We start from the raw sequence: 11,658 nt of genomic DNA, 5'->3' as shown, positions 1-11,658 counted from the left end.
TAGCGCTTCTTTATAATTGGGCATGTAAATGTAAAGGAGATGATACCTTATGAATTTCGCTTCTGTACGCATCATTACTGACGACGTGGATCGTCTCGTCGAGTTCTATGAGAAAGTCTTGGGGGTTTCGGCGGAGCGACCCGCGCCCGTATTTGCCGAACTCGTTGTGCCATCATGCACGCTTGCCATCGGGCACTCCCAGACGACGCAGCTATTCGGCGCCGATTCCGTAGTGGGGGCCAATAATCGCACTGTCATTATTGAGTTCCGCGTCGACGATGTCGAAGCCGAATATGTGCGCTTGAAGCCATTTGTCGATAATTGGGTAAAGGAACCGACCACGATGCCGTGGGGGAACCGTTCTATGCTGTTCCGCGATCCCGATGGCAACCTTCTTAACTTCTTCGAGCCGGTGACCGAGGATGCGATTAAACGATTTAGAGGTAGACATTGACGGGCAGTAAAGGATGGCCTTCAAACTTGCCGTTACAGACAACTCGGTAGAACCGTATCACAAAACGCAAACTTTTTGCCGATTTCCTTTGCGGGGCATAAATATGTATATCTATTGCCTGAGTATATTGATTAGATTAAGGCAAAGAAGAAACAGTCGGACCGGTTATCGGCCCGACTGTTCCTGTAATGGGGAATGTGTATTTAAATTAGCGCCAAAAGGTAATTTCCTCACTAGGCAAGCGCACGGATTCATGGCCAGCCTCTTTTGCTTTCCCAATGGAGAGGATCATGACCGGTACATACCGTTCGTCGTCCAGATCAAATGTGCTAACAACCTTATCACGTTCAAAGCCACCCATAGGATTGGTGTCATATCCATGCGCACGGGCTACCAGCATTAGCTGCATGGCGAATAAACTGGCATCAATTTTGGCAATTTCGATCTTTAATTCCCTCGGTATTTGAGGAAACATGCTCATAATTTGTGTGACCTGCTTGTCGCGTACATCTTTAGGCATTTTCCCTAATTCCACAGCAGTATTATAAATTTTTTCTAGATATAATTCACTTTGAGTATCGCCCAAAATAATGAGCATCGCCGCAGAAGTATCATTTTGTCGCGTGTTAAACTGCACGAGAGGCCGAAGCTTATTCTTCCCTTCAGGAGAATGAACGACGATCACACGCCATGGCTGCATATTCGCAGAAGAAGGCGCTAAGCTTGCTTCTTGTATGATAGCTTGCAATTCTTCCTTTGCAATTTTGACGTTCTCATCGTAAAGTTTTACGGAACGCCGCCCGGTAATAATGTTGGTAAAATCGTTATTTTTGATATGTTCCAGCATGTAATCTCTCCTTGATTTGACCAGTTATTTTGACAATAGTGATGTCTCTGGCTATCATGGTTAGTATGAACTATGAACCTTGGTTTATAGCAAGCATTAATGTTGGTAAGTTCAGAAGGGAATAGAATATGAAAGCGAATGAGGTTTCTAAGCGGACAAAGCTACCCATTTCCACCTTGCGATTCTATGAACGCAAAAAGTTGATTCCGGAGCAGTTTATTTCAAGGGATGAAAATAATTATCGCGTTTATGATGAAGAAGTGGTTGGGTATTTGCAGGATCTAAGAATGCTGCTCACGTTAGGTTTTACAATTGAGGAATTACTTTTACTTATAAATGATAGTTCCCATATAGAGAAAAAGGCATTGGTAATGGACAAAATTATCTATATTCAAGAGCTAGAAGCAAAAATGGAAGCATCCAAAACATTCTTAAAGGATGTGTTAGAGGGCCAGGCGAATTTTCAGACCCGATGTAGCTCTAAGCATTAAGAATAGTTGCCACAATCGCTTCACGCTTTGCGCTTATTTTCGCTCAATAATTGTTAAGGTGAACCGTATCATAAATAACGGCAAGTTTTTATATATACTCCCTTTAAGTAAACAGGTAGAGGAGCATATCAGTTGCCGTGGATGTCGAATTCCTTTGGTGTCCTTTAAAATGGCTTTACTACATCATCTGAATCAGTGGAGTAAGCCAGTTCTTTCTGTGCTTCCAGAGCGGCCAGTCGGTCCAGCAGGGCTGCCCGGATTTGCTCATAGGCGTCACTGCCCAACGCTATACGCAGCGGGCCCTCTCCCTGATCGACGCGGCGGATAATCTGCTGCGCCATTTTATCCGGATCGCCGACAACCATTTGATTAAACATGCTCATATCTACAGGCAGTTCTCCCATCATCAGGCTAACGAATTGGCCCGCCTCCGTATCCCGGTATTCGTCCATCCGCTCACCGAATACGGCGTTGCTTGTAATGAAATTCGTTCGGATGCCGCCGGGCTCCACCATAATGGTCTTAATATTGAACGGAGCCACTTCCTTAGCCAGCGCTTCAAAGGCTCCTTCGACCGCCCATTTCGAAGAACAATACAGCCCCATACCCGGAATAGAATAATGACCCGCCATACTCGATATCTGTACAATGTGGCCGCCGCCTGCTATCAAGCAACCGGCGGGTTATACGTGATGCCAAGCCTCCTGACGCTCCTGTAATAAACCATGTTTGCATGCAAAACGCCCTCCAATCGTTGTCTTCCACTGAACCATACAAACAACTGGAGGGATCTAGCCACAGCACGTCTATTCTATTAACGGGAGTAACCGTCTATGGGAGTTGCCTGTCCTGTTCAAGTAAACGCAATAGGTTCTCCTCCGTGCCTGAACCTGGAACCGGAACAAAGAAACACCAGTGCAGTCCCGGGTCATTATCGATTACAGCCGAGGAATGGAGCACGAACTCCATCTCCTGCGCGTCAGGAAAACGAAATAAAGCGGTGGCTACGCGTTTTTGTTTAATTTCATATAGCCCCCAGAAATGCACGAATTCTTCGCTTTCCCGTCTCAAACGTTCGAACCGTTCCATATAAAGCGGGTTGTCCTTGTACAGGTCGAAGCTTGCCCGCAGAACGGCTACAGAGTAACGGGCAAAGCCTTCCCAATTCACCAGTCTGTTGCGGTAATCCGGTCTTAAAAACATAATGTTCATCATATTCCGTTCGTTGGCCGGCAGACTGCCGAAATCGGCTATGATCAGCTCTGCCGCCCGATTCCAGGCGATAACATCCGTACCTTCGTCCGTGATAAAAGAAGGATAATGCAGTTGCTCTACGATTTTCTGCAAAACTCCCGTATCCGGTCCTCCGTTATTCGGCACTGCGACAACGCTCGCCGCATCTATATTGGCCAGATCGAACAGATGCTTCTGCTCATCTTCGTCAAGCTGAAGCGCGTTGCTGATACTTAACAGCACTTCCGGCGAAGGATTAACCTCCTTGCCTTGTTCCAGCCAGGTATAGTAAGTCACGCTTATATGGGCAAGAAAAGAGACTTCCTCTCTTCGAAGTCCCGGAGTGCGTCTTCGTCCGGGCAACGGCTGGAGATGTGCTAAATAGGAGGTTTGCTTCTTGAACAAGTATACATATCGAAACAAGCTAGCAGTAGTCACCGGTGCTTCATCCGGGATCGGGAAAGCGTATGCCAAAGAACTGGCGGCACGAGGCTGTCATGTCGTTCTGGCAGCGCGCTCCAAGGACAAACTGGATGCAATGGCTAAGGAAATCAACCGCCAGTACGGCGTGGAGGCATATGCGTTGGCTTGCGACTTGTCCAAAGCGAATGCTCCGCGTCAACTGGCCGAACAAATATCCCAACTGGGCTTATCGGTCGATATTCTCATCAACAATGCAGGCGTTGGCACGTATGGCCGTTTCGAGGAAATAGACCCGGAGCGCGAGCAGGAAGAGATTATGCTGAACACGGCTGCGTTAGTCGATCTTACGCATCGGTTGCTACCCGATATGCTGAGGCGAGAGGATGGAGTCATCGTTAACGTGGCTTCGATGGCCGCGTTCATGCCTTGTGCTTATTCTACAGTTTACGGGGCTACCAAAGCATTTGTATTGTCCTTCTCTGAGGCGCTATGGGCGGAAACGCGTGGGCGAGGCGTTCGCGTTCTCGCACTGTGCCCGGGTGCAACAGAGACGGGGTTTTTCGAAGCGGTCGGCAGCGAGGAGATGGGAGCAGGTCAAAAGCTCTCGACCCCGGAGAAGGTTGTATTGGCTGGATTTCGCGGAATCGACCAGGGACGCAGCTATATCATCGATGGCCGCAACAATTTCCTTATGGCTCAAATGATCCGATTTTTTAGCAGGCGCAGGGTGGCTTTGATCATGGAACGCATGTCAAAACCAAAAAGGCACTTATAGTAGGCTTAAAAGAGCCATCCCGCTAAGGATAGCCCATGGATTTGGGGGAGTTCACTACTTACCCTACTATTTTTTAACCACAGGAACCCAAAATTCGCCGTAGAAAGTGCCGTCGCCGTTATCTTTGCGATAAGTCGCATTCGGACCGCCGATATAAGCATAGTCGGTGACTTGCGCCAAAACTTCGCCAAAGGCACGGTAAGTCAACAGATCAAACAAAGTTTCCTTGTCGCCGGTTCCTGCGAGCACTATGTACTCGCTCTCTGGAAACTCGATGATGCGTGTTGCGTCAGCCACCGATTTGCTGGCTTCTACCGCGAAATAATTCCACGGTCTGCCTTGATAAACCTCGTTGACTGACCATTCGCGGTCATCTTTTGCCGCCGCTTTGAGCTTATCGAAACGCCCGTCAGCCTTGAGTCCTCCCCAAAACTCTGCTTTTTCCTTTTGCAAAGCTGGCGCGTCTTGGAAATTGGATTGAATTGAAAAACCATAAGCGGTCAATGTAAATGACTTCTTATGTTCAACTGTGTAATTTGCCATGGGAGTGCTCCTTCGACCGAGATTAGCCTGCTACTTTTTTTGCACGAAGCCGCATTTCGCCGTAGAATGTACCGTCTTCAGCTGCTTTGACGAATGTTGCGTTACCAGGCCCAACGTATTTGTAGTCTGTGATTTCTTGTAGCAGGCCACTGAAAACTTTGCCTGTTATTTCGTCGGCAAGGCGGTCTTTGTCAACGCCCGTGCCAGGCACCACGAGGTAGTCCCCAGCGAGGAAGTCGAGGACGACCGCGCCTTCCACGTCGTATGCACCCATCACGCCGAAGCCGCGCCATGCCTTGCCGTCGAGAACGTAGTTGATTTGATATTCTTGCCCGTCAGCGAGCGCGAGAAGTTCGGCAAGCTTGCCGTTTTCAGTGATTTCGGTTTTTTTCGCTGCGGTTTTTGCTGCATTGCCTGCCCAGTCGTTATAGTCTTCAAGTGTAACACCGAAAGCAGTCATTTTGTAGTTTTCTGAGATTGCTTGGATCGAGTAGTTAGACATTCTGATCTCTCCTTAGTGGATTTATTTTTACAAGGTTGATACTATTCGCTAAATGTATCAAAAAACGATACCTTTTATCGAATATCAAAAAGTACTGATGCTACATTTCTGATACAATAAAATCATGAAAAAGACAGAACGAGTGAACCTGATCATGCGCTTCATCAATAACCGCGCGCATTTTACGATTGCAGAGATTCAGCGGGAGTTCAAGATTTCCCGCGCGACGGCGATCCGCGACATAAACGAGATTCAGGCGATGGGTTTTCCGTTGACGACCGAGCTTGGGCGCGGGGGCGGCTACAATGTCCTGCAAAATCAGTATCTGTCCGCCGTCCGTTTCACGCCGGAAGAGCTGAAAGCGATATTTATCAGCTTTATCGCCTCGAAAAATTCGCAACTGCCTTATTTGCAGAATCGCCGCTCCATCACTGAAAAACTCATCGGCATCGCGTCGCAAACCCAGCACGACGAGCTGATCGAGCTGAATAATATCTTGCTTTTTGAAAATACGAATCCTGCGAATCCGAATCTATTGGAACTCGATGATGCGGCGCCTGCGGAATTGAACCAGTTGATCTCGCTAGCCGCGCGGGATAAGCACTTGCGCTTGACGTATGAGCCGAGTCCCGGCTGGCCGCAGTTGATGGACGTTTTTTTAATTCATATTTTAAACTCGAACGCTCGTTGGTTGGTCGAGGTTTATGATCTTGATACCGATGAGTTTCGTTATTTGCCTGTTGTGATGCTACGGGATTCGGCCATTTCTGAACAGAAGATGAGGCGGTCCGAGCAAGAGATTTTAAGCAAAAAACGACTTGGTGCACGTGAGTCCAATCTGGTTGTAAAGCTTGATTCGACTGGGATTCAGCGCTTTAAGCGCTTGCACCCGCCGGGGATTATTTTGTCCTTTACAGGGATGTTCCAGTCGAGTGGGATTTTCAATGTTCAGCTGGATGTGACCGATGTTGAGGCGTTAGAGTATTACGCGGATTGGCTTTTGTTTTTGGGGAAAGGGGTCGAGTTTGAACGGATTCCCGATGAGCTGCGCTTGATCTTGGAAGAGCGGTTAAGGGGAAGTGCTGACACTTTAACAAAATACACGCTAGGCCTCAGGCCAGATAGATAAAACTTGCCGTTGATCTTATATTCGGCACTAGACCATTGACTTGCGGTTTTGTCCCAAAAACGTTCTGATTTATTCATTATCCTGTCCCACCCGGTTGAATCCTTTAATGATTAGCCATATAGCCAAAACCAATTGTTGAACGGCGATTGGAACGTTCAACATCATGTAGGTTGCATCCAGACCAATGAATCGAATCATAAATAACAGGCTTGCCAATATGGACAATATAGACCCAAGAAGACCCGAAACGGACAACCAACGCGGAACGATTTTCGTTTGGAAAAATATGCAGTTAAACAAAAACATAGCCAAAACAAATGCCAGTGTCGTTGCCACATGGTTTACCAAATCACGTCCTTCCCGTAACAATCCGCCCAGGGTCTGAAAATAAGAACCATTCAGAGCCCCGACTTTTTCAAATTCGTGACTTAATGTCAATAGCAACAGAAGAATGATTACACCCATAATAATGAACACGCCGGCAATGATGCCGAAAGCAACAGATCCAATAGCTAAACCTTTATTATCCTTACTTAATATCGGATACAAACAAATAGGAATACCAACATAGGCAACAACCATCAACAACTGGAAAAACGCTCCTATAAGTACCTGGTTTTCATTGGTAGAAGCCTTGACAAGGTAGTCCGCTCCGTCAATCGCAGGAACAACGCTAAATAGGCCCGTAACCAACCCGGCTAATAGTAACACCCCGATAATGACTGCAGACCTTCTGCTTGAATTTATACTTTTCCCCAGCATCATGAACCTCCCTATCCTACCTGTCCTTGGCGGGTGTTCACGGGACACGGTTTATGGTTTATCCTCATTTTGAATGACCTCTTCGACGGACTTTCCGAAAACACGCGCGACGACTCAGAGGTTCCAGGCGACGGTTTCGCGGCCGCTTGCGCCTTTTAAAAATAGTGTACCGACAACCTCGCTTGACGCGAAGCTACTAAAGTATCGTTATTACGTAACGGCAAGTTTTTGCATTGGATGGGAATAATGAACATAATACGTGCGAAAATAAGGAGCTTCGTAATATGGAAATGAATCATCCCTTTGTAATCTTGCCTGAAGAACAAGCGCCCGAAGGTGCGGAGCATTGTGAGCTTTGCGAATTATCCAAGCAGCGGACTCGTGTCATCTGGGGTGAAGGAAATCTAGGAGCCTCGTTGATGATGATTTTGGATAATCCCGGAGCCCGGGAGGACCGGCATGGAAATTCGTTTCTGTGCGGTACCCGAGAAACGCTCCAACTCGGCATGAGGGAGGCGGGTATAGAAGCAAACGATGTTTATGTCAGCTATTTGCTTAAATGCCGACCGGTTCGTGCTTACAATAAGCCTGAAGCTAGAGCGGCATGTCTTCCTCATCTACAGTTGCAGCTCTTTCAGAAACGGCCGCTTGTGTTATTTGGATTTGGTAATGTCGTAGTGGAAGCCTTATTCCCAGATAAGGAGAGTGCCGGTGTCAAGGAATTACGAGGCAGCTGGTATGAGTTTCAAGGTACGCCCATCGGCTTCACTATCACCCGCTTGCAGTAAGAAGGCGACCCAATTTACTAAGGTCCTTCGTTGAAGATTTGAAAGCCTTGGAGGAGAAGTGGAAGGAGATTCAAAACTTTAGGCTCGAATAATGCCTTTACAGGCGGCAATTATGATCAATTACTTGTTCCCCAGCACATCCACTCTCACTTGCAATCCTTCTACAACTTCCTTCGGTATTTCCCTGACCTTGATATCTCCGCCTAAGAAAAGCAGCCAATTTGTTATTTCGGTCAATTCATCCGGATGATGAACATTGATGAACGTTTTTAAAATAGCCGTAGTTTGATAAGGATTCGTATATGAAATTGTAATTTTTAAGGGATGGTACTTTTTGAACTGGGCAATCGCCTTGGGACCAAGTTCGAGGACTAGGTTCATGGCTTCTTCCTGCTTTCTTAGTTGTTCCGCAATTTTCTTCTTGCTTATTCTTTTTTTCTCGGGGTATGGTTTGACATCGGTGAGATTGTCGACAGGAATAATCCTTCTCTTCTCTTCCTCTAGGTCGAAGCCTTCAATTTGCCAAGAGCTTTTTTCACGATATAGGCGCATGAGATAGATGGGATAAGACTTTATTTCCCTTCCTTCTTCGACGGAAACCACTAAGTAGCAGTCTTTAAGAAGGATTTGGATGAGTTGTTCTAACATAGGATGGGGCAGATCCGATAGATCAAGCAGGTCAGGATTGTGGGGGTTGGTACCTTCGAAGAGCAAGATTTGATTTAACAGAACAAGATCATCTTGCTGGTTTTGAGAGATGAGGCCGAGCAGCTTCTCCGCTAAAGAGTGGCGACTCTTCAGATAAGGGAGTTGTAGATTTCGTGTGGCCATGAAGGCGATAAAAAGAGCTTTAATCTCATTATCGGTAAAACGGACAGTGGGCAGGACGGAGTTGTTCATCACAAAATAACCCCCGTCCCTCCCGACTTCGGCGACTAGAGGCATTCCCATTGCTTCGATTTCCCTGATATCTCGAATCGCCGTCGAACGGGAGATGTTAAACTCATGCATGATTTCCGAAATGGTAAAATGGGCACGGTTGTTGATGTACCGCATGATGATATTAATCCGTTCTACTTTTTTCATCGGGCCCTCTAAACAGTATCATATTTTGACATGATTTATCGCTATTATAAACCCATCAAGTGAAAAAAAGAAATGACTTGATCACTCAAAGGAGGAATTGGAATGAGTACGATTACCGGTAATGAAAAGATCGCAAAGGTTGAATCCCGTCCTATCGCAAGAACGGCCGCTTATTGGACCGTCACCATCATTCTCGCATTCTCTATTGCATTAAGCGGGATTGGGCAATTGATGCGATATGGCGGCAATGTCGATTTAGTGACCGATATTGGTTTCCCGTTATATATCACGAACATTCTCGGGACTTGGAAATTGCTTGGAATCATTGCGATCGTAATACCGGGTTTCCCTCGGCTTAAGGAATGGGCTTATAGCGGTATCTTTTTTCTAATGACGGGTGCGGCCTTATCCCATGCGTTCGCTCATGATTACGGCGATGGCGGATTCCATGTTATTCTTCCGCTTTTCTATGCCGCGCTGGGCATCGCCTCCTGGGCGCTGCGTCCGAAAAGCCGCAGACTCTAACGGGTCGTGGCATTAACGCAGCCCTTACGCGACTCCGATAGACTTCTACTACTTAAGGCACTAATATTAAGTAGAGGCGCTGTGGGGGAGAACAATCGGTTATCCTCTAAACAGTATCATGTTTTGACATGATTTATGGTTATGATAAACCTATCAAGTGAATAAACAGATCAATCGATCCATTCAAAAAAAGGAGCTGGGTTCATGGCAACGTATACCTTTGAGGAAAAAGACAGCTTTATCGTGCTTGGTATTGGAACGGAGCTGAAGAGCGATTACACGGATTATGCCGGCATGAACAAGGAGAAGGAAAACTTTTGGCGGTCAGTGGAGCAGGATGGAAGGCTTGACACGTTAAAGGCGATTGCCGCGAACGACTATATTTTTGCCGTAAACGAAGCGGTAAATCACAAGATGATGTATTATGCTGGCGTGATGACGGATTCGTCGGTACCGGAAGAACACAGAGTGATCCAATTCCCTAAGGGACAATACCTCGTCGTTAAAGGCGAAGGGAAGTCGGCAGATGAGTTGAGCAGTATGCTTACTGGCATTGCCTTTGGTCAAGTCTTGCCGTCAGCCGATAATTACGCCTATGTCGGCGGGCCCAATGCAACGGTCGAGATGGGACAGCGGGACGGCTTCGTGTATGGCGAAATGTGGATTCCGGTCGTGAATAAGTAAACGAGCTCAGTAGGAGGAATAAGGAATGTCGACTATCGTTGATTTTAAAAACGTGTCTACGGTTGGTCTTGAGTCTTCGCCGGTAGCAGAAGCGCTAGCGGGTCTGCGTGCGAATGAAGCCCGTTACTTCATGAACAAATACAAGCACGAATTTACGACCGTACCAGCCGGCGAAAGCCAGGAGACGCTTGATTATGTGAACCGGGTTTTGAAAGAAGAACGCGGTATTGAGTTTGCAGCCCAACCGCTGGAAACGTCTCGTTTTCAAGTAGAAAATATCAAATGGGCCTTCGTCTTTTATGAGGACGGTCTAGCGGTTAACGTCCTGTATACGGTGGATGATCCTAAGAAGCGGGCCGTAGGGTTTAAGCTATCCGAAGGGATGGAAGTACCTAAGGAGCTGGAAGAGAAAAAATTCAAATTTGCAAGACAGAAGTCCAAACTGGCAGGGACCATTCGAGGTTCGTTCTTCGTTATTAAAGGAGAATATTGAAGCAATCAAGCCATCGAGACAAAGAATTACCTTGCAGCAAGCAAATTTAATAATAACGCTTGGCGGCCACAGGGCCGCCATTTGTTTTCGCCGATAGACCCGTTAAGCTGAACCGTATCATAAGTAACGGCAAGTTTATTGCGGCATTCCGTAAAGCCAAGTTAGAAGGGTCATCCCTTAAGTGGGATGGCCCCTATTAGAAGCGGTTGGCAACTTCTTTAGCTTGTGCAATCGCTTTTTCTTTTACGGATAGAGCCTGATCCGACAATGCTGTTCCTTCCACGAGAATCGCTTCTATCGATTCAACCCCATAGAACCGTAAAACCTTATTCAAATAGCTGTAACCCATCTCAAGCCGGGCAAGAGGACCCTCCGAATAAACGGAACCGCTAGCTTGAATGTGCAAGGCTTTCTTGCCAGGTAATAGGCCCACAGGGCCTTCTTTGGTATATTTGAACGTCTTTCCCGGAATGGATGTAGCATCCGTGTATGCTTTCAACACCGGCGGGATCGAGAAATTCCACATCGGAGATACATATACATACTTATCGGCGGTTACGAATTGATCAACAATTACCCCAAGACGATCTACTTTCGATTTCTCAGCATCGGATAATTGATCGAACGACGAACCAGACCGAAGCTTTTCCCAACCGCGTAAAACATCAGCATCGAATGGCGGAACATTCTCTTTGTAAAGATCCAAATGAACAACTTCGTCTGTCGGATTTGCTTCGCGGTACGCTTCAATAAATGCTTTGCCTACCGCGAGGCTATAAGATGCCTGATGATCAAGGGGATGCGCGGTGATGTACAATACAGTTGCCATTAATCAATCTTCCCTTCTGTAATCGGATTAATTACACTTCCTAGGGAGATCATAAGATAGACACTTACTTTTGTTAAGTAGGCACAATAATGTG

General features: G+C 46.7%; 15 protein-coding genes and 1 pseudogene. 8 read left to right on the top strand and 8 right to left on the bottom strand.

Going from position 1 to position 11,658, the window contains the following annotated elements; genetic code table 11:
* Nucleotides 1–49 precede the first annotated feature (49 nt).
* Entirely contained in the window at nucleotides 50–454 is a 405-nt protein-coding gene (locus FPL14_RS13550) for a VOC family protein (RefSeq protein ID WP_182303496.1), read from the top strand.
* A gap of 208 nt (nucleotides 455–662) precedes the next feature.
* Here FPL14_RS13550 and FPL14_RS13545 read toward each other — a convergent pair whose 3' ends face one another.
* Nucleotides 663–1,301 carry a nitroreductase family protein gene (locus FPL14_RS13545; RefSeq protein ID WP_182303495.1) on the bottom strand — a complete coding sequence of 213 codons (639 nt, stop codon included), beginning with the start codon at nucleotides 1,299–1,301 and terminating at the stop codon, nucleotides 663–665.
* A 128-nt stretch (nucleotides 1,302–1,429) separates the two neighbouring features.
* On the opposite strand from FPL14_RS13545, the gene FPL14_RS13540 reads away from it, so the two are divergent.
* The gene (locus FPL14_RS13540; protein ID WP_182303494.1) at nucleotides 1,430–1,792 is read left to right on the top strand and encodes a MerR family transcriptional regulator; all 363 of its coding nucleotides are present in this window, start codon (nucleotides 1,430–1,432) and stop codon (nucleotides 1,790–1,792) included.
* A gap of 164 nt (nucleotides 1,793–1,956) precedes the next feature.
* Here FPL14_RS13540 and FPL14_RS13535 read toward each other — a convergent pair whose 3' ends face one another.
* Nucleotides 1,957–2,463 carry an SDR family NAD(P)-dependent oxidoreductase gene (locus FPL14_RS13535; protein ID WP_267875421.1) on the bottom strand — a complete coding sequence of 169 codons (507 nt, stop codon included), beginning with the start codon at nucleotides 2,461–2,463 and terminating at the stop codon, nucleotides 1,957–1,959.
* A 160-nt stretch (nucleotides 2,464–2,623) separates the two neighbouring features.
* Nucleotides 2,624–3,463, bottom strand: coding sequence for a helix-turn-helix domain-containing protein (locus FPL14_RS13530; protein ID WP_229263904.1), 840 nt, complete (start codon nucleotides 3,461–3,463; stop codon nucleotides 2,624–2,626).
* On the opposite strand from FPL14_RS13530, the gene FPL14_RS13525 reads away from it, so the two are divergent.
* Nucleotides 3,423–4,223 (top strand): SDR family NAD(P)-dependent oxidoreductase, encoded by an 801-nt coding sequence (locus tag FPL14_RS13525; protein WP_182303493.1) that lies wholly within the window; start codon nucleotides 3,423–3,425, stop codon nucleotides 4,221–4,223. The genes FPL14_RS13530 and FPL14_RS13525 overlap by 41 nt on opposite strands.
* Nucleotides 4,224–4,289: 66 nt before the next feature.
* On the opposite strand, the gene FPL14_RS13520 is transcribed toward FPL14_RS13525, so the two are convergent.
* Nucleotides 4,290–4,766, bottom strand: a complete 477-nt coding sequence (locus tag FPL14_RS13520) for a GyrI-like domain-containing protein (protein WP_182303492.1) — start codon at nucleotides 4,764–4,766, stop codon at nucleotides 4,290–4,292.
* A gap of 22 nt (nucleotides 4,767–4,788) precedes the next feature.
* Nucleotides 4,789–5,268 carry a hypothetical protein gene (locus tag FPL14_RS13515; RefSeq protein ID WP_182303491.1) on the bottom strand — a complete coding sequence of 160 codons (480 nt, stop codon included), beginning with the start codon at nucleotides 5,266–5,268 and terminating at the stop codon, nucleotides 4,789–4,791.
* Nucleotides 5,269–5,392: 124 nt separating this feature from the next.
* Between FPL14_RS13515 and FPL14_RS13510 the strand changes: the two genes are divergently transcribed.
* Complete coding sequence (locus FPL14_RS13510) at nucleotides 5,393–6,397, top strand: helix-turn-helix transcriptional regulator (protein WP_229263903.1); 1,005 nt, start codon at nucleotides 5,393–5,395, stop codon at nucleotides 6,395–6,397.
* Nucleotides 6,398–6,466: 69 nt separating this feature from the next.
* Here FPL14_RS13510 and FPL14_RS13505 read toward each other — a convergent pair whose 3' ends face one another.
* The gene (locus FPL14_RS13505; protein WP_182303979.1) at nucleotides 6,467–7,159 is read right to left on the bottom strand and encodes a DUF4386 domain-containing protein; all 693 of its coding nucleotides are present in this window, start codon (nucleotides 7,157–7,159) and stop codon (nucleotides 6,467–6,469) included.
* A gap of 290 nt (nucleotides 7,160–7,449) precedes the next feature.
* Between FPL14_RS13505 and FPL14_RS13500 the strand changes: the two are divergent.
* Nucleotides 7,450–8,039, top strand: a pseudogene (locus tag FPL14_RS13500) (uracil-DNA glycosylase).
* A 28-nt stretch (nucleotides 8,040–8,067) separates the two neighbouring features.
* On the opposite strand, the gene FPL14_RS13495 reads toward FPL14_RS13500, so the two are convergent.
* Nucleotides 8,068–9,033: a helix-turn-helix transcriptional regulator gene (locus FPL14_RS13495; protein ID WP_182303490.1), complete on the bottom strand. Its 966-nt coding sequence runs from the start codon at nucleotides 9,031–9,033 to the stop codon at nucleotides 8,068–8,070.
* A gap of 102 nt (nucleotides 9,034–9,135) precedes the next feature.
* Between FPL14_RS13495 and FPL14_RS13490 the strand changes: the two genes are divergently transcribed.
* The 3 genes from FPL14_RS13490 (at nucleotide 9,136) to FPL14_RS13480 (ending at nucleotide 10,735) form a co-directional block, all read left to right on the top strand.
* Entirely contained in the window at nucleotides 9,136–9,558 is a 423-nt protein-coding gene (locus FPL14_RS13490) for a DoxX family protein (RefSeq protein ID WP_182303489.1), read from the top strand.
* A 204-nt stretch (nucleotides 9,559–9,762) separates the two neighbouring features.
* Complete coding sequence (locus FPL14_RS13485; protein ID WP_182303488.1) at nucleotides 9,763–10,242, top strand: GyrI-like domain-containing protein; 480 nt, start codon at nucleotides 9,763–9,765, stop codon at nucleotides 10,240–10,242.
* A 25-nt stretch (nucleotides 10,243–10,267) separates the two neighbouring features.
* A complete protein-coding gene (locus FPL14_RS13480) occupies nucleotides 10,268–10,735 on the top strand; it encodes a phage tail protein (protein ID WP_182303487.1) in 468 nt (155 codons plus the stop codon).
* A 196-nt stretch (nucleotides 10,736–10,931) separates the two neighbouring features.
* On the opposite strand, the gene FPL14_RS13475 is transcribed toward FPL14_RS13480, so the two are convergent.
* Nucleotides 10,932–11,564 (bottom strand): FMN-dependent NADH-azoreductase, encoded by a 633-nt coding sequence (locus FPL14_RS13475; protein ID WP_182303486.1) that lies wholly within the window; start codon nucleotides 11,562–11,564, stop codon nucleotides 10,932–10,934.
* Between the last annotated feature and the right edge of the window lie 94 nt (nucleotides 11,565–11,658).

It is taken from the genome of Cohnella cholangitidis (genome assembly GCF_014107495.1).
Lineage (GTDB): Bacteria > Bacillota > Bacilli > Paenibacillales > Paenibacillaceae > Cohnella > Cohnella cholangitidis.
Note: the sequence above shows the minus strand (reverse complement) of the source record. Positions and strands in the feature narration are given on the sequence as shown.